Consider the following 17,014-nt stretch of genomic DNA (forward strand, 5'->3'; position numbering starts at 1 on the left):
TACCGTGTACTCTCAAACGCAAATCGACCCGGTGATCAGCTTCCGCAACTCGCAGCGCGAGCACGTGCGTGGGACGATCATTAACCTCCAGAGAAAGTCCTTGGTCATGGAGGTCTATAACCCCTATTCCATCGTGCAGGTCAGCGAGGTGTTAAGCGAGCTGAGCGTGCGCATGGGCACCAAGAATGCCTATCTCGGCAAGGCGGTGGTGGTGAGTCTGGTGAACACCGGTCTGACCGCGGTGGTTTCGCTGGCACTCATCGACGAATGGCGCGAGCTTAGCGTTCTGCCCAATGAAGCGAAGTCGGTCGGCCGGGAAGCAGAACTCTTTATTAGTGACTGGGACGCGCGCTTCAATATCCGGCGCGACTATCAGATCGTCGTGAACGAGATGCGCGCATTCCTGTCGGAAGTGTCGCGCTGGGTCGAGCAGGTCGACCTGACCGAGAGCTTGCCGAAGACCGAAGAAGGCAGGCTGCGCGAGGACCTGTTCTACGAGCTCGCCACGCCGATCATGCTCAAGATCAAGTTCTTCCTCGACCGCCTGGAGGAAGAGGCCGAGCGCGTCGACGCCGAGACCGCACCCGTGCATCGCACGTATGCGCAAGCGGCACTGCATCCGTTGCTGCTGCGCGCGCCATTCGTCTACCGCACGTTCACCAAGCCGCTCGGCTACGCCGGCGACTACGAGATGGTCAACCAGATCCTCAGCGATCCGCAGCAGGGACCGACCACATACTTCCAGATCGTCAATACCGCGTTCCTGCACGCGGCGGTCGCGACTGCGCACCGCAACCGCATCACGCTGCTGATCGACTTTCTGACGCGTCAGGCCGAAGCGGCGCGCGCTGCCGGCAGGCCGTTGCGCATCCTCAACGTCGGTTGCGGGCCCGCTTTCGAGATCCAGCGCTTCGTGCGCGAATATCCGCATCCGGAGCTGCTGTCCTTCGAGCTGGTCGACTTCAGCGAGGAAACGCTGGCGTTTACGAAGGACGCGATCGAAAGCTCGGCGAATGCCGCGGGCCATAAAGCCTCGGTGCAAATGGTGCATCAGTCGGTGCACGATCTGCTCAAGCGTAAAATTTCAACGGACCCCTCCGCGCGCGAATTCGACGCGGTGTACTGCGCGGGTCTGTTCGACTATCTGTCGGACAAGGTCTGCGCGCGTCTCCTGAGTTACTTCGCCGCTCGCACGCGAGCTGGCGGCCAGTTGCTGGTCACCAACGTCCATTCGGCGAATCCGGAGAAGTACGGGATGGAGCATCTGCTCGAGTGGTATCTGATTTATCGGAACGAAAGCGGCATGAGCTCGCTGCTTCCCGCCAACTCCACTGACCAGAAGCTCTACGTCGACGAGACCGGGGTGAATGTGTTCGCGGAAGCCACGATCCTCTGAAACCGTGTCGACATCCCTGTTCATGACTACCAGTCCCCTGCAGAGCGGCTATCAAACCGAGCTGGCCGACTTTCGCGTCACGTTCAGCCGGGGCGGCGCGTGCACAGCGATTGCGCTCGTGCTGCTCGGCGTGGGGCTGGATTACGCGCAGTATCCGCAGTATCAGACGTCGTTCGCGCTCGCGCGCCTGCTCGTGTCGTTGATGATCGGCGGTATCATCGCCTTGCTCGACACCAGCATGGGGCGGCGGCTTACTCCATGGCTGACGCTGTCCTGGCTGCTGCTGCCGCAGGCGATGATTTCATGGATGATCTGGCGCACCGATGGTGTTCTGTCGCCCTACTACATGGGCCTGAATCTGGCCATCTTTGCGTCCGGCATTGCGTTGCCATTCGGTCTGTGGCAAAACCTCGTGTTCGGCGTGCTGTCCTGTTTTCTGTATCTGCTGGCCTGCCTGTTGCCTCCGCATGACGGCGTGCCGCTCGGCACGATGACCGTCAATGTTCTGCTCCTTCTGTTTGCCGCTGCCGCAAGTGCCGTCTACACGTTTTTCAACGAACGCGTGCGCTTCATGCTGTTTCGCCTGAAGGCCGAGGTGTCCGAGAAAAACGCGGAGGTCTCCGCGAAGAACGCCGAACTCGAAGTGATCAATCGGCAGTTGCTCGACATCAAGGGCCAACTGCTGCAGCAGGAAAAAATGGCGGCGATCGGTACGCTCGCGGCCGGCCTGCTGCACGAAGTGAACAACCCGGTGAACTTCTGTCTGATGGCAATCGAGGTTGCGCTGGAAGAGCCGATCTCGAAGAAGGAGCCGACGCTGCAGGAGTGTCTGGTCGATGCGCGGCAGGGCATGCAGCGGATCCAGCACATCGTGTCGGACCTGAAGACGTTCGCGTATCGCAAGCCCGGCGCCGAGGCGGAGCTGGGCACGCCGTTCCTGTTCGAAAAGGCGCTCGATTCGGCGATCCGGCTCGTCGGGCATGAATTGCGCGGCGTCACCGTCACGCGCGAGCTGCCCGCGGATACGCTGGTGCAGGGCGACGAGGCGGCCATCATCGGCGTGCTGATCAACCTGCTGTCGAATGCGGTGCTGGCGATGCGCAAGGCGGCCACGCCCGCGCCGGCGATTCACGTCAACGTCAGATGGACCGAAGACCGCCTGCATGTGACGGTAAAAGACAACGGGCCGGGCATCGCGCCGGAGCATCTCGCGCGCGTGTTCGAGCCATTTTTTACCACCCGCGAAGTGGGACAGGGCCTGGGCCTCGGGCTGTCGATCAGCTATGCGGTGATCGAGCGTCATGGCGGCCTGCTGTTTGCTGAGAGCGAGCAGGGAAGTTGGGCTTCATTCAGTTTCGATCTGTCGCCCGCACCCTGAGAAATACCATGAATGACATCCGACAGACACAGCCCACTCTTCTCTACGTCGATGACGAAGAGTTGGCCTGCAAATATTTCGCGCGCACCGTAGGTGCCGATTACGAGGTCCTGCTCGCGACGAGCAGCGACGAGGCGATCGCTATCCTCGAGCAGGACAACGCCCGCATCGCGGTGCTGGTCACGGACTTCCGCATGCCGGGGCGTGACGGTGGCGACCTGCTGCGCCAGGTGGCGCTGGAATATCCGCACATCGTGCGGATTCTGGTCACTGCTTATGCAGACGTCGAGATGTTATTGCAGACGGTCAACACCGGCGAGGTGTTCCGCATCCTCGAAAAGCCGCTGAAGCCGGCGGCAGTGCGCGATACGCTGCAACTGGCGTTTGATCGTTACCACGAACGCACGATGCAGAATCAGCGCCTGATCGCCATCGACGAAACCCTGGCGTTCATCGCGCACGAACTGAACACGCCGCTCGCGGCGATCGCGCTGAACGCGCACAGCATCGAAGATCGCATCGACGCGGAGCGCGATGCGGAAGGCGAAATTCTCGGCGCCGCGAAATCGATGCGCGAGAGCGCGCAGTACTGCATGGCGGTGGTGTCGTCCTTCTGGCGCTCGGTCCACAACGGGCGGCGCCGGCAACTGGAGGGCGACGAGGCGCGCATCGAGAGTACCGCGCATGGGCTGATCTCGGCGTTGCTCGATACATATCCGTTTACGACCGCGCAGCGCTCGTGGGTACAGGTCGACGTCGACAGCGACTTTGCCGTGCTCACGCAGCCGAATTGCGTGGCGCTCGTGCTGTCGTCGCTGTTGTCCAACGCGTTGCGCGCGCTCGCGGATGTGCCGTCGCCGTCGGTGCGCTTTACCGTGACAACGGAACCCCACCCGAGCATCGGCATCTGCGACAACGGGCCGGGAATTCCGCCCGAGATCAAAGACCGCCTGTTGACGGACCCAATTACAACGCACGCGAAATCCGGGGGGAACGGCTTGGGCCTGATTCTATGCAACCGTGTCATGCAGTCCTGTGGCGGCGGACTCAGGATCGAGTCCACGTCGTGGGGAGGCACCACCGTAGTGCTGGATTTCCCCCATATCAAAGGTCAAACGCACAGGAGTTGTTGATGAACGAAGCAAAAGCCACAGAGGAGTTGGCGCCGGCGATCATCTTCGTCGATGACGAAGCTACCGCCGTAAAGTACTTCCAGCGTGCCATCGGAAGCCTGGCGCCGGTCCTGACTGGCGGCTCGGTGGAAGAGGGCAAGGCGCTGCTCGACGAGCACGGCGACAGGGTGGGGGTGCTGGTCTCCGACCAGCGTATGCCGGGCGAGTTCGGCAACGAGCTGCTGCGCTATGCGAGCGAGCGCTTTCCGCATGTCGTGCGAATTCTGACCACCGCGTATTCGGAAATCGATCAGACCGTCGCGGCCGTCAACCTCGGTCATATCCATCGCTACATCAAGAAGCCTTGGGACATCACGGCGCTGCGCATGGAGCTGAAGCAGGCGCTCGAGCTGGCCGAGCTGCGCAAGGAGCGCGACACGCTGGTGCGCGAGAAGCTGGGCGTGCTGCAAAAGCAGGTGGTCGCCACTCGCATCGGTCTGGTGCGTTCGCTGTCGGCCACGCTGATCGGGCCCGAGCGCTTTCAGCCGGTCGAGACGTATCTCGCCGCAGCGGTACTCGCCGACGTGCCGAACTCCGAGCCGGACTGGCTGCTGCAGGACTACTCCGATCTGATCGCAGCCGAGAGTGCCCGCAGCGGCGCGTTCGGTCATACGGTGGCCGCGCACCTCGCCACGCTGCGTAACCGTCACGGCAGCGCGAGCGTGACCGCGAGCGACGCACTGACGACGCTGGTCGGGGTATTTTCCGAGGCAGGCATCAATGTGCGCCGCGAAGGCGATGGTCTCGTGTGCGACCAGCCGGCCACACTCGCGGAGTTTCTCGCGGAGCCGGGCAACAACGCGGTGTCGAGCGGGCACGCGGTATGGCTGGCGAGCCTTCTGTGGCTCGACGGCAATGACGTTGCACTGCAGCCGGCAAGCGAAGGCGATGCGATCGCGTTCCGGCCGGCGCAGCGCGGTAGCGAGTTCGCCGCCGATCGCCTCGCCACGTGGATCGAGCAGTTCTGATTCCCTTGCTTCGAGGGCGCGGCGTCTGACGCGCCACTACTCGCACTGGCTTCGCGCTGCAACCCGCCTCGGCTAGCAGCGCGAAGCAGACAACGGCTCGCGCGAGTCGTTCGAATGTTTTTCCACGCGCGCGGACCGACAGCACGCTCTTTTCACCTCGATAAGCGTTGCTTGTCAGGCCTGACTTCTCAAGCCTGAACGCGCGGCGCGAAGCGCCGCGTCCGAATCCACTTGGTCGCCACCCACTTGTCGCCCGTGCGCAGCGGCGTGCTCGCGTGCAGCGAGCTCGGATCGCACAGCCCGTAGCGGTTGCCATATTCGAAGTAGAGCGCGTGCCCGCGCTGCGGCGCGACCGACCAGCCAAGCTGCGGAAACACCGTCTCACCGCCGCCTTCGACATCTTTCAGATACATCAGCAGCGTGCCCATGCGCTGGCCGCTGCGCGCGATCGACTCGCGATTCGCTTCGTTGCTCGTCATCAGATAGTCGACGTGCGGCGTCGACTCCGCGCCTTCCTCATAGTGCAGCATTTGCAGGCCTTCGCCGTTCTCGACCGGGGTTGCCGTGAGTTCCGCGATGCGCGCCTCGATGCGCGAGATCAACGGCGTCTCGCCCAAACGGAAAAACATCCCGTGACTGCTGCGATGACCGGCGATCACATCGCGGCCGGTCACTGGATCGACGACGGCCGACCGGTCGAGCCGCGGCTGTGCGAGCGCGATCAGCTGCTCGCATTCATCGGCACTCAGGAAATTGGCGATGTGCACGGCGGCCGGTCGTTGCAGCCGCGACAGCATGCGCACCTTGCGCTCGCCGAGTTGGATCAGCGGAGCGTCGGGCACGCGCAGCGGCTCGGGCTGGTAGCTGAGCGGCGCGCTGCCGACTTCGAGCTTGTCGCCGGGCAGCGCCATACCGTACAGGAACGCCGATGCGACCGCATCGACCATCGCCGACGCGAGCTCGGCCGCGTTGTCGCGGCTCACCAGTTCGTCGACGATCGCTTGGGGCGCGACGCCGCGCGAAAGGTTGGCGGCGATCCAGTCGCGGACTTCGGCTGGGAAATTGACGGTGATGGACATCGGGGCGAGGTTGTGGGGTGTCGTGACAGTCGCGGCGCGCGCGACGCTGGCTCGCGATGATAGCGGACGATTGTGACGATTCTGGACGCACGGCCCGGTTGTCAGTTGGCTGTCGTCTGTTACCGCATATTGCGATGTCCCGCCGCGCCCATAACTCTGCCCATGCGGGTGTCCGCCCCCACGTGCCGCCCGATCGATGCCCCGGACTCTTCCACCGGCCAATATGTTGCGCCCCTGTAACTCAAGGCCGGCGCAAGCCGGTTACATTCACGCATGCCCGTATTCAAGCTCTTGCCCCACTTCCTTACGTCTTCATAACAACACGTCCGGAGGCGTTCGACTGATGACAACGCGCGTGAACCATGGCACTTTTGCGCAGTCCCGTCAGCGGACGAGCTTCCAACCGAGTATCAACACCAATATCCGTTCCCGGAGATCAACATGAGCGAAACCGTGTCCCCGCCGCCAAAGCGCTCCCGACGCGGGCTCATCATCTTCGCGGTTGTCGTGCTCATGCTGGTCGCGCTCGTCGTGGTTCATCTGATGACGCGCAAGAAGCCGGTGCGCGAGAACGCGGCGATCGTCGTCACCGTCGCGCAGGCGACGCTCGGTTCGATGCCGGTCACACTGAGCGAGCTCGGCACCGTCACGCCGATCGCAACCGTGACCGTGCTGCCGCAGCTGAGCGGCTATCTGACCGAGGTCGGCTATCACGAAGGCCAGGAGGTGCAAAAAGGCCAGTTCCTCGCGCAGATCGATCCGCGCCAGTATCAGATCAGCAAGCAGCAGGCGGAAGCGACGCTCGCGAAAGACCGCGCGTCGCTCGCGCAGGCGCGCGCCGATCTCGAGCGCTATACGCAGTTGAACGAACGCAAGTCGATCGCGCAGCAAACCTTCGCGGATCAGCAATTCCTCGTGCAGCAGGACGAAGCGGCGGTGAAGGTCGACCTCGCCAACATCGCCCAATTCGATCTCGACCTCGCCTATTGCCGCATCACCGCGCCGATCGCGGGCAAGGTCGGCTTGCGGCTCGTCGATCCGGGCAACTACGTGACCGCGTCGTCGTCGACCGGCATCGTCGTCATCACGACCGTGAAGCCGACTACGGTGCAGTTCACGGTGCCGCAGGATTCGCTCGCGTCGATCGTGCAGCGTCTCGCCATCGGCGCGAAGCTGCCGGTCACCGCGTATTCGAGCGATAACTCGCGCGAGATCGCGACCGGCACGCTGTACGCGGTCAGCAACCAGATGGCGACCGCGACCGGCACCGTCACCTTGCGCGCGACCTTCGCGAACGACGACGAAACGCTGTTCCCGAACGAGTTCGTCAACGTGAAGCTGCTCGTCGACACGATGCAGAACGCGGTGCTCGTGCCGACCGCCGCGGTACAGTCCGGCGCGCCGGGCGACTTCGTCTATCTGGTCAATCCGGACGGCACGGTGTCCGTGCACAAGGTCAAGCTCGGACCGAGCGACGGCAAGAACACGGTGATCGTGTCGGGACTCGCGGCCGGCAACCAGGTCGTGACGGACGGCATGGATCGTCTGAACGACGGCGCGAAGATCCAGCCGGCGCATCCGAAGTCCGCCGCCGGCCCGAAAGCGCCCGCCGCCGCGTCCGAAGCCGCGCCGGCGTCGAGCGCGTCGGCATCGTCTGCGCCGGCCGCGTCCGAAGCCGCCTCGTCGTAACGGACCCCCGCGCCGATGAACATTTCCCGCCTGTTCATTCTTCGCCCGGTCGCGACGCTGCTGCTGATGATCGCGCTCGTGCTCGTCGGTCTGATCGCGATGCGCGTGCTGCCGGTGTCGTCGCTGCCGAACGTCGACTATCCGACGATTCAGGTGCAGACCTTTTATCCGGGCGCGAGCCCGACGGTGATGGCGACCACCGTGACCGCGCCGCTCGAGGTGCAGCTCGGCGAGATTCCGGGCCTGCAGCAGATGACCTCGTACAGTTCGGACGGGGCGTCGGTGATCACGCTGCAGTTCGATCTGTCGCTGAACCTCGACATCGCCGAGCAGAACGTGCAGCAGGCGATCAACGCGGCGAACAGCTATCTGCCGTCTGGCTTGCCGGCACCGCCGACCTACGCAAAGGTCAATCCCGCCGACCAGCCCATTCTGACGCTCGCGGTCACCTCGAAGTCGATGTCGCTGACGCAACTGGAGGACGTCGCGAACAACCGCCTCGGCACGAAGATCTCGGAAGTGGCGGGCGTCGGCGTCGTGACGACGAGCGGCGGCAACGTGCCCGCGATCCGCGTCGAAGCCGACCCGCACAAGCTCGCCGCCTACGGTCTGAACATCGACGATCTGCGCACGCTGCTCAGCTATGTGAACGTGAGCCAGCCGAAGGGCAATTTCGACGGCCCCGATCTCGACTACACGATCAACGGCAATGATCAGATCACCGATCCGAAGGACTACCTCGACACCGTAATCGCCTACCAGAACGGCTCGCCCGTATTCATGCGCGACGTCGCGCGCGTGAGCCAGGCCGCCCAGGACGTCGAGCGCGGCGCCTGGTACAACGGCTCGCCCGCGATCGTGCTGAACGTGCAGCGCCAGCCGGGCGCGAACGTGATCCAGACGGTCAACCAGATCATGAAGGAGCTGCCGCAGCTCGAATCGACGCTGCCGGCCGGCATGAAAGTGACCGTGGTGTCGGACAGCACCGGCGTGATCCGCGCGTCGGTCGCGGACGCCGCGTTCGAACTGATTCTCGCGATCGTGCTGGTCGTCGCGGTGATCTTCGTGTTCCTGCGCAACGTGCCCGCCACGCTGATTCCGAGCATCTCGGTGCCGGTCTCGCTGATCGGCACGCTCGCGGTGATGTACCAGCTCAACTACTCGATCGACAACCTGTCGCTGATGGCGTTGATCATCGCGACCGGCTTCGTGGTCGACGACTCGATCGTGATGATCGAGAACATCGTGCGCTATCTGGAAGAGGGCATGTCGCCGCTCGAAGCCGCCCTCGAAGGCGCGGGGCAGATCGGCTTCACGATCCTGTCGCTGACTATTTCGCTGATCGCGGTGCTGATTCCGCTGTTGTTCATGGGCGGCGTGATCGGGCGGCTGTTCAGCGAGTTCGCGGTGACGCTCGCGGTCACGATCGTGATTTCGGCGGTCGTGTCGCTGACGGTGGTGCCGATGCTGTGCGCGCGGATGCTGCGCGCGCAGGCCGAGCGCCATCCGAGCCGCTTCGAGCGCATCAGCGAGGGCCTGTTCGACAAGACGCTCGCCGCCTACGAGCGCGGCCTGCGCTGGGTGCTCGATCATCAGACGCTGACGCTGATGGTCGCGATCGCCACCGTGGTGCTGACCGGCATCCTGTATGTGGTGATTCCGAAGGGACTGTTTCCGGTGCAGGACGTCGGCGTGATCCAGGGCATCAGCGTCGCCGACAACTCGGTGTCGTACGCGGCGATGGTGCAGCGCCAGAGCGCGCTCGCCGAGGCGGTCCTGAAGGACCCGGACGTGGTGTCGCTGACGTCGTACGTGGGCATCGACGGCACCAATGCGACGCTGAACAACGGACGCTTCCTGATCAATCTGCGCGAGCGCGACCAGCGCTCGGACACCGCCCAGGAAATCGCGCGCCGGCTCGCGCAGGAAGTCGCGCACGTGCCCGGCGTGAAGCTGTTCATGCAGCCCGCGCAGGACCTGACGCTCGACACGACCGTGTCGCCGAACCAGTACAGCTTCGTGTTGCGCGGACCGAGCCAGCAGGCGTTCCAGAAGTACGTGCCGGAACTCGTCGCGCGCCTGAAGCAGATTCCGTCGCTGTCGGACGTGCAGAGCGATCTCAATAGCGACGGCCTCAGCGTGAACGTCGAAGTGAACCGGCAACTGGCCGCGCGCTTCGGCATCACGCCCGCGACGATCGACAACGCGTTGTACGACGCGCTCGGCCAGCGCATCGTGTCGACGATCTTCGAGCAGTCGGCCCAGTACCGCGTAATTCTGGTCGCGAAGCCGGAAACGATGCCGACCGTGCAGTCGATCGGCAATCTGTATCTGCCGAGCCAGACCAGCAGCACGGGTCAGGTGCCGCTTTCCGGCATCGCGAAGATCGAGATCGCGAAGGCGCCGCTCGTGATCAGCCATCTCGCGCAGTTTCCGTCGGTGACGGTGTCGTTCAATCTCGCGAAGGGCGCATCGTTGAGCACCGCGGTCAAGGAGATTCACCAGGCCGAGCAGGCGATCGACCTGCCGCCGTCGATCACGTCGTCGCTGCAAGGCGCGACCGCGGCGTTCGAGGATTCGCTCTCCAGCGAGGTCTATCTGCTGATCGCGGCGCTCGTTGCCGTGTATATCGTGCTCGGCGTGCTGTACGAGAGCTTCATCCATCCGGTCACGATCCTGTCGACACTGCCGTCGGCCGGTATCGGCGCGCTGCTCTCGCTGATGCTCGCGGGTATGGATCTCGACGTGATCGGCATCATCGGCATCGTGCTCTTGATCGGCATCGTCAAGAAGAACGCGATCATGATGGTCGACTTCGCGCTCGATGCCGAACGCAATCATGGCAAGGCGCCGCGCGATGCGATCTTCGAGGCGTCGCTGCTGCGTTTCCGGCCGATCCTGATGACGACGTTCGCCGCGATGCTCGGCGCACTGCCGATGCTGCTCGGCACCGGCACCGGTTCGGAACTGCGCCGGCCGCTCGGTCTCGCGATCATCGGCGGCCTGACGCTGAGCCAGGTGCTGACGCTGTTCACGACGCCGGTGATCTATCTGTTCTTCGACCGCATGGCCACGCGCGTGAACCGCTGGCGCGCCGAGCGCGCTAAGCGCAACGGCGGCGACGAGCCGGGCGGGCGTCCGCCGGAAGGCGGCGCGGAGGGCACGCGGTGAACATCCCGGCAATCTTCATCCGGCGGCCGGTCGCGACGACGCTGCTCGCGATCGCGATCCTGATCTCCGGCACGCTCGCGTATTTCCGCATGCCGGTCGCGCCGCTGCCGAACATCGCGTTTCCGGTGATCGTCGTCCAGGCCAACATGGCCGGCGCGAGCCCGAATATCATGGCGTCGACGGTGGCCGAGCCGCTCGAGCGGCGGCTCGCAACCATCGCCGACGTCGCGGAGCTGACCTCGATCAGCTATGTCGGCTCGTCGTTGATCATCGTCGAGTTCGGCCTGAAGCGAGACATCAACGGCGCCGCGCGCGACGTCGAGGCGGCGATCCAGGCCGCGCGCGCCGATCTGCCCACCACGCTGCGCAGCAATCCGAGCTACCGCCAGTACAACCCGGCCGAGGCGCCGATCATGGTGCTGTCGCTGACCTCGGACACGCTGACCAAAGCGCAGCTCTACGACTCCGCCGATTCAGTGATCCAGCAGCAGCTGTCGCAGGTGCAGGGCGTCGGCCAGATCACGCTCGGCGGCGGCGCGTTGCCGAGCGTGCGCGTCGAGTTGCAGCCGGGCAAGCTCAATAGCTACGGGATCGGCATGGAAGACGTGCGCGCGGCGATCAGTGCGGCCAATGCCGACAGCGCGAAGGGGCATATCGACGTCGGCGATCAGCGCTACGTGGTCACCTCGAACGATCAGATCACGCACGCGGCGCCGTATCGCGATCTGGTGGTCGCGTATCGCGACGGCGCGCCGGTGCAGTTGCGCGACGTCGCCCAGGTGCGCGACTCGAACGAAAACATCCGCAACGCGGGGCTGTTCAACGGCAAGTCGGCGATTCTCGTGATCGTCTATCCGATGCCGGGCAGCAACGTGGTCAGCACCGTGCAGCAGATACGCAACGTGCTGCCGGCGATCGAAGCGACGTTGCCGAGCAACGTGCACGTCGATGTCGCGATCGATCGCTCGCAGTCGGTCACCTCGTCGGTCAGCGATACCGAGCGCACGCTGTTCATCGCGGTGCTGCTGGTGGTCGGCGTCGTGTTCATCTTCCTGCAGTCGCCGCGCGCGACGCTGGTGCCGGCGGTCGCGTTGCCGCTGTCGATCGTCGGGACCTTCGGGCCGATGTATCTGCTCGGCTATAGCATCGACAATCTGTCGCTGATGGCGCTGACCATCGGCACCGGCTTCGTCGTCGACGACGCGGTCGTCGTGCTCGAAAACGTCGTGCGATACATCGAGCAGGGGTTGAGTCCGAAAGAGGCCGCGCTGAAGGGTGCGGGCGAAGTCGGCTTCACGGTGATCTCGATGAGCCTGTCGCTGATCGCGGTGTTTCTGCCGATCATCCTGTTTCCGGGCATCGTCGGACTGATGTTCCATGAGTTCGCGATCACGCTGTCGATCGCGATCCTGATTTCGCTGGTGATCTCGTTGACGGTCACGCCCGCGATGTGCGCGTACGTGCTGAGCCGCGACAACGCCGGTCATTCGAAAGCGCGTTGGGCGCGCTGGATCGAGCGGCAGTTCGATCGCTTCAAGGACGTCTACGCACGCACGCTCACGGCCGTGCTCGATCATTCGCTGCTGGTGATCCTGCTGCTGTTCGCGCTGCTGGTCGGCAACGTGTTCATGCTCAAACTCGTGCCTGCCACCTTTTTCCCCGAGCAGGACACCGGCATCGTGATCGGGCAGATCATCGCCGACCAGAGCATTTCGTTCACGGCGATGCAGAAGAAGCTCGCGCAGTTGCAGTCGATCGTGCAAAGGGATCCGGCGGTGCAGTCGGTCGCGGGCTTTACCGGCGGGCGCGCGCTCAATACCGCCAATGTGTTCATCGAGCTGAAGCCGCTGTCGCAGCGGCACGCAACCGCCACCCAGGTCGTCAACCGGCTGCGGCCGAAGCTCGACGAAGTGTCGGGCGCGCGACTCTTTCTGCAGGCGCAGCAGGATTTGCGCATCGGCGGGCGGCAATCGGCGGCCGAGTACCAGTACACGCTGACGAGCGACGATTCCGCCGCGCTGTTTGCGTGGACGCCGAAGCTCGTCGCCGCGTTGTCGAAGGAGCGCGGGCGGCTGCTCGACGTGAACTCCGACTTGCAGCAGAACGGCCTGCAGAGCTACCTGACGATCAATCGCGCGACCGCCGCGCGCTACGGCTTTGCGCCGAATCAGATCGACAACGTGCTGTACGACGCGTTCGGCCAGCGCACCGTGTCGACGATCTACAACCCGCTGAACCAGTACTTCGTCGTGATGGAGGTCGCGCCTGAGTACTGGCAGTATCCAGAGACGCTGAAGCGGATCTATCTGAGCACGTCCGCCGGCAATCCGACCGGCACGGCCGCGACACAGATGCCGCACGGCACGGTATCGGCAACGACTACCGCGACCACGACCGGCACGTCGTCGAACACGAACTCGCGCAACTCGGACGCGCAGTCGAACGCGACCAACAACAGCATCGCCAACAGCAAGGGCGGCAGTTCGACCGGTAGCGCGGACAGCACGGCCGCCGAAACGATGGTGCCGCTGTCGGTGCTGACCTCGTATAGGAACAGCCATACGTCGACGCAGGTGAACCATCAGAGCGGGCTCGTCGCCGCGACGATCTCGTTCAACCTGCCGGCCGGCGGGTCGCTGAGCCAGGCGGGCGCGGCGATCAACGAAACGATCCGCGAGATCGGCATGCCCGCGAGCATCCACGGCTCGTTCGCAGGCGCGGCGGCGGCCTATTCGCAGTCGATGGGCGTGGTGCCGCTGCTGATTCTCGCGGCGCTCGGCGTCGTCTACATCGTGCTCGGCGTGCTGTACGAGAGCTCGATCCACCCGCTGACGATTCTGTCGACGCTGCCATCCGCGGGCATCGGCGCGACGCTCGCGCTGCTGATCTTCGGCACGCCGTTTTCGGTGATCGCGATGATCGGCATCATCCTGCTGATCGGTATCGTCAAGAAGAACGGCATCATGATGGTCGACGTCGCGATCCAGTTGCAGCGCCAGCAACAGATGCCCGCGCGCGACGCAATCCACGGGGCCGCGCTGATCCGTCTGCGGCCGATCATGATGACGACATTCGCGGCCGTGCTCGGCGCGGTGCCGCTCGCGGTCGGCATGGGCCAGGGCGGCTCGCTGCGCCAGCCGCTCGGTATCACGGTGATGGGCGGGCTGATCCTGAGCCAGATGTTTACGCTCTATACGACGCCGGTGATTTATCTGTATCTCGACCGTCTGCGTGCACGGCTGGTGAGATGGTCCGCGGGGCTGCGCTGGAACCGCGACGCGAAGCCGGGACAAGCGGATACGAAGGCATGACGATGAAGATTTCGACTGAACGAATGACAGGGTCTCGCGCCGGGTTGCCGAGCATCGCGACGCTCGCCGTCGCGCTGCTGGCGCTGTTCAACGCCGGCTGCATGGTCGGCCCGGACTATCATCGGCCGCAGGTCAGGGTGCCCGCCACGTACTCGGAACTGCCGGGCTGGACCCAGGCCGAGCCGAACGCGACCGGCCCGAAGGGCACATGGTGGAGCGCGTTCAACGATCCGTTGATCGACGAACTCGAACCGCTCGTCGCGGTGTCGAACCAGACCGTGCGCGTGGACTACGCGAACTACCAGCAAGCGCTCGCCGAAGTGCGCGCCGCGCACGCGGCCCTGTTTCCGACCATCGGCGCTACCGGTTCGGCGACGCGCGAACGCGCGAGCAGTGGTTCGGTCAGTGCCTCGGGAAGCTTCGTCAACGGTACGGCGACGCGCATCGTCAATTCGGGCTCGCTGGAAGGCAACGTGAGCTGGGCGCCGGACCTGTGGGGCCAGGTGCGCCGCACCGTCGAGGAAAACGCCGCGAGCGCGCAGTCGAGCGAAGCGACGCTCGCGAATGCGACGCTCTCCGAGCAGGTCGCGCTCGCGACCGCGATCATCGAGCTGCGCACCAGCGACGCGAACATCGACCTGCTGCAGCAAACGGTCGTCGCGTATCAGCACTATCTCGACGTCGTCACCGAGCAGGATCGCGCGGGCACGATTGCGCCGAGCGACGTGATCACCGCGCGCAGCCAGTTGAATACCGCGAAGTCCGATCTGATCGCGCTCGGCGTCGCGCGCGCGCAGAACGCGCATGCGATCGCGGTGCTGGTCGGCAAGAACCCGGAAGAGCTGTCGATCACGCATAGCACCGCGATGCCGGCGCTGCCGTCGGCGCCGGTCGGCGTGCCGTCGACGCTGCTCGAACGCCGCCCCGACATCGCCGCCGCCGAGCGCAAGATGGCCGCGCAGAATGCGGCGATCGGCGTCGAGGTGGCCGCGTATTACCCGGACATCTCGCTGTCGGCCGTGGCCGGATTCACGCAGTCGCCGCTGTCCGGTCTGCTGAAGGCCGCGAACTACGTGTGGTCGCTCGGCGGCAGCGCGACCGAGACGCTGTTCGACGGCGGCCTGCGCAGCGCGGATGTCGACGCGGCGAAGGCGGCCTACGACGCGGCCGTTGCCAACTATCGCGGCACGGTGCTGGGCGCGTTCCAGAACGTCGAGGACGACCTGTCCGGCCTGCGCATTCTCGCCGAGCAGGCGCTCGTGCTCGAAACGGCGGTGCGCGACGCGGACCGTGGCGCGGAGATCGCGTTCAACGAATACCAGGCGGGCACCGTCGATTACACGACGGTCGCGATTGCGCAAGCGACGCAATTGACGACGCGGCAGACCGCGCTGAACGTGCAGGAATCGCGCTTGCTGCACGCGGCGTCGTTGTTTGGCGATCTGGGCGGCGGGTGGTCGACCGATGAGCTGCATGATCCGCGGCATCCGGCGGCGGCTTCTTCGGCTGCCTCGGCACCTTCTTCGGCTTCCTCGCCTTCGGCTGCGTCTGCTTCATCGGCGACGTCATCGGCGACGTCTGCGGCTATCGTGCCGGGCGCGCGGCAAGTGCGGCACGATCAAAACGACTAAGGACGAGCATTGGCCAAAGGCATCCACGGGCAAGACGTCAGCGACCCGGTATCGACACCCGAAGACGACGCGCCACACCATGCACCACCGCCGCGCGAAGTGACCTCGCTCGGCCTCTTTCTGATCTTCGCCCGCATCGGTCTGACGAGTTTCGGCGGCGGACTGAGCGGCTGGTTCATGCGCGAGTTCGTGCACGACCGCCACTGGATGAGCGAGGACGAATTTCTCAACGGCCTCGCGTTGTCGCAGGCGCTGCCCGGTGTCAACGTGAAGAATCTGGCGATCTGGATCGGCTACCGGCTGCTCGGCTGGCGCGGCGCTGTTGCGGGATTCTGCGGCATCATTTTTCCGGCGGCCGTCGTGATCATTCTGCTCGGCGCGTTCTTCTCGGCGATCGCATCGTTTCCGCTCACGCATATCGCGCTCGCTGGCGCCGCGGCCGGCGCGATCGGGCTGTCGCTGTCGATGGCGATCACCGCCGCACGCCGGCTGCCGCGCCGCGTGTTTCCGTATCTGGTGCTGCTCGCGACGTTCGCGGCCGCCGCGGTGTTTCGCGTGTCGCTGGTATGGACCGTGCTGATCGCCGGCGCGTTGAGCGTCGGCTATGAATACGTGCGCGAGGCGCGCCAGCCCTGATCGGCTTTTATCGCCGCAAGTCAAACTCCACAAAAGCTTCTGCCGTGCTCAGAATTCTTATCGCCCTGTTTTCGGTGTTCGCGCCGCTGTCGATCGTCACCGTCGGTGGCGGGCAAGGGATCATCCCCGAAGTGCAGCGCCAGGTCGTCGACGTGCATCACTGGATGACCCATGCGCAATTTCTCAGCGACTTCGCGATCGCGCGGCTCGCGCCCGGTCCTGGCTCGCTGCTCGCGACGCTGATTGGCTATCAGGTCGGCGGACTCGGTGGCGCGCTCGTCGCGACCGTCGCGCTATTTGGGCCGACTGCGTTTCTGATGTATGGCGTCGTGCACGTATGGAACCGGCACGAAGGCGCGCGCTGGCTGAATGCGTTGCAGGCCGGGTTGCGGCCAGTGGCTGCCGGGTTGATTCTCGCGGCCGTCTATGTGCTGATCAAGGAGCTCGAAGGCGGGTGGATTGCGTGGCTCACCGCGGCCATCGCGACCGTGCTCGTGATGACGACGCGTATCAATGCGTTGGTGCTGATCGCGGGCGGCGCGGTTGTGTTTGTGGTGGCGCATTTTGGGGGGTTGTTGTAGCG

The 17,014-nt window shown here is 64.6% G+C and carries 11 protein-coding genes; 10 read left to right on the top strand and 1 reads right to left on the bottom strand.

The window, feature by feature from the left end:
- Positions 1 to 4 precede the first annotated feature (4 nt).
- The 4 genes from HDG34_RS17800 to HDG34_RS17815 are packed head-to-tail and all read left to right on the top strand — an operon-like array spanning position 5 to position 4,914.
- Entirely contained in the window at positions 5 to 1,396 is a 1,392-nt protein-coding gene (locus HDG34_RS17800; protein WP_090807735.1) for a class I SAM-dependent methyltransferase, read from the top strand.
- A 22-nt stretch (positions 1,397 to 1,418) separates the two neighbouring features.
- Positions 1,419 to 2,774 carry a sensor histidine kinase gene (locus HDG34_RS17805; protein WP_184061511.1) on the top strand — a complete coding sequence of 452 codons (1,356 nt, stop codon included), beginning with the start codon at positions 1,419 to 1,421 and terminating at the stop codon, positions 2,772 to 2,774.
- Positions 2,775 to 2,782: 8 nt separating this feature from the next.
- Positions 2,783 to 3,907, top strand: coding sequence for a hybrid sensor histidine kinase/response regulator (locus tag HDG34_RS17810; protein WP_090807730.1), 1,125 nt, complete (start codon positions 2,783 to 2,785; stop codon positions 3,905 to 3,907).
- Positions 3,907 to 4,914 (top strand): response regulator, encoded by a 1,008-nt coding sequence (locus HDG34_RS17815; protein ID WP_184061512.1) that lies wholly within the window; start codon positions 3,907 to 3,909, stop codon positions 4,912 to 4,914. The genes HDG34_RS17810 and HDG34_RS17815 overlap by 1 nt, the downstream gene beginning before the upstream one ends.
- Positions 4,915 to 5,102: 188 nt before the next feature.
- Here the strand turns inward: HDG34_RS17815 and HDG34_RS17820 are convergent, their stop codons facing one another.
- Complete coding sequence (locus tag HDG34_RS17820; protein WP_184061513.1) at positions 5,103 to 5,993, bottom strand: 2OG-Fe(II) oxygenase; 891 nt, start codon at positions 5,991 to 5,993, stop codon at positions 5,103 to 5,105.
- Positions 5,994 to 6,434: 441 nt separating this feature from the next.
- Here HDG34_RS17820 and HDG34_RS17825 point away from each other — a divergent pair, with 441 nt between their 5' ends.
- Genes HDG34_RS17825 through HDG34_RS17850 form a run of 6 tightly spaced genes read left to right on the top strand, consistent with a single transcriptional unit; the run spans position 6,435 to position 17,012 of the window.
- Positions 6,435 to 7,682, top strand: coding sequence for an efflux RND transporter periplasmic adaptor subunit (locus HDG34_RS17825; RefSeq protein ID WP_184061514.1), 1,248 nt, complete (start codon positions 6,435 to 6,437; stop codon positions 7,680 to 7,682).
- A 15-nt stretch (positions 7,683 to 7,697) separates the two neighbouring features.
- The gene (locus tag HDG34_RS17830; protein WP_184061515.1) at positions 7,698 to 10,853 is read left to right on the top strand and encodes an efflux RND transporter permease subunit; all 3,156 of its coding nucleotides are present in this window, start codon (positions 7,698 to 7,700) and stop codon (positions 10,851 to 10,853) included.
- A complete protein-coding gene (locus HDG34_RS17835; protein ID WP_184061516.1) occupies positions 10,850 to 14,164 on the top strand; it encodes an efflux RND transporter permease subunit in 3,315 nt (1,104 codons plus the stop codon). The genes HDG34_RS17830 and HDG34_RS17835 overlap by 4 nt, the downstream gene beginning before the upstream one ends.
- Entirely contained in the window at positions 14,161 to 15,795 is a 1,635-nt protein-coding gene (locus HDG34_RS17840; RefSeq protein WP_184061517.1) for an efflux transporter outer membrane subunit, read from the top strand. The genes HDG34_RS17835 and HDG34_RS17840 overlap by 4 nt, the downstream gene beginning before the upstream one ends.
- A 9-nt stretch (positions 15,796 to 15,804) precedes the next feature.
- A complete protein-coding gene (locus HDG34_RS17845) occupies positions 15,805 to 16,431 on the top strand; it encodes a chromate transporter (protein WP_090807716.1) in 627 nt (208 codons plus the stop codon).
- A gap of 44 nt (positions 16,432 to 16,475) precedes the next feature.
- Entirely contained in the window at positions 16,476 to 17,012 is a 537-nt protein-coding gene (locus HDG34_RS17850; protein ID WP_184061518.1) for a chromate transporter, read from the top strand.
- The last annotated feature ends 2 nt before the right edge of the window (positions 17,013 to 17,014 follow it).

The organism is Paraburkholderia sp. HC6.4b, assembly GCF_014200875.1.
Classification (GTDB): domain Bacteria; phylum Pseudomonadota; class Gammaproteobacteria; order Burkholderiales; family Burkholderiaceae; genus Paraburkholderia; species Paraburkholderia tuberum.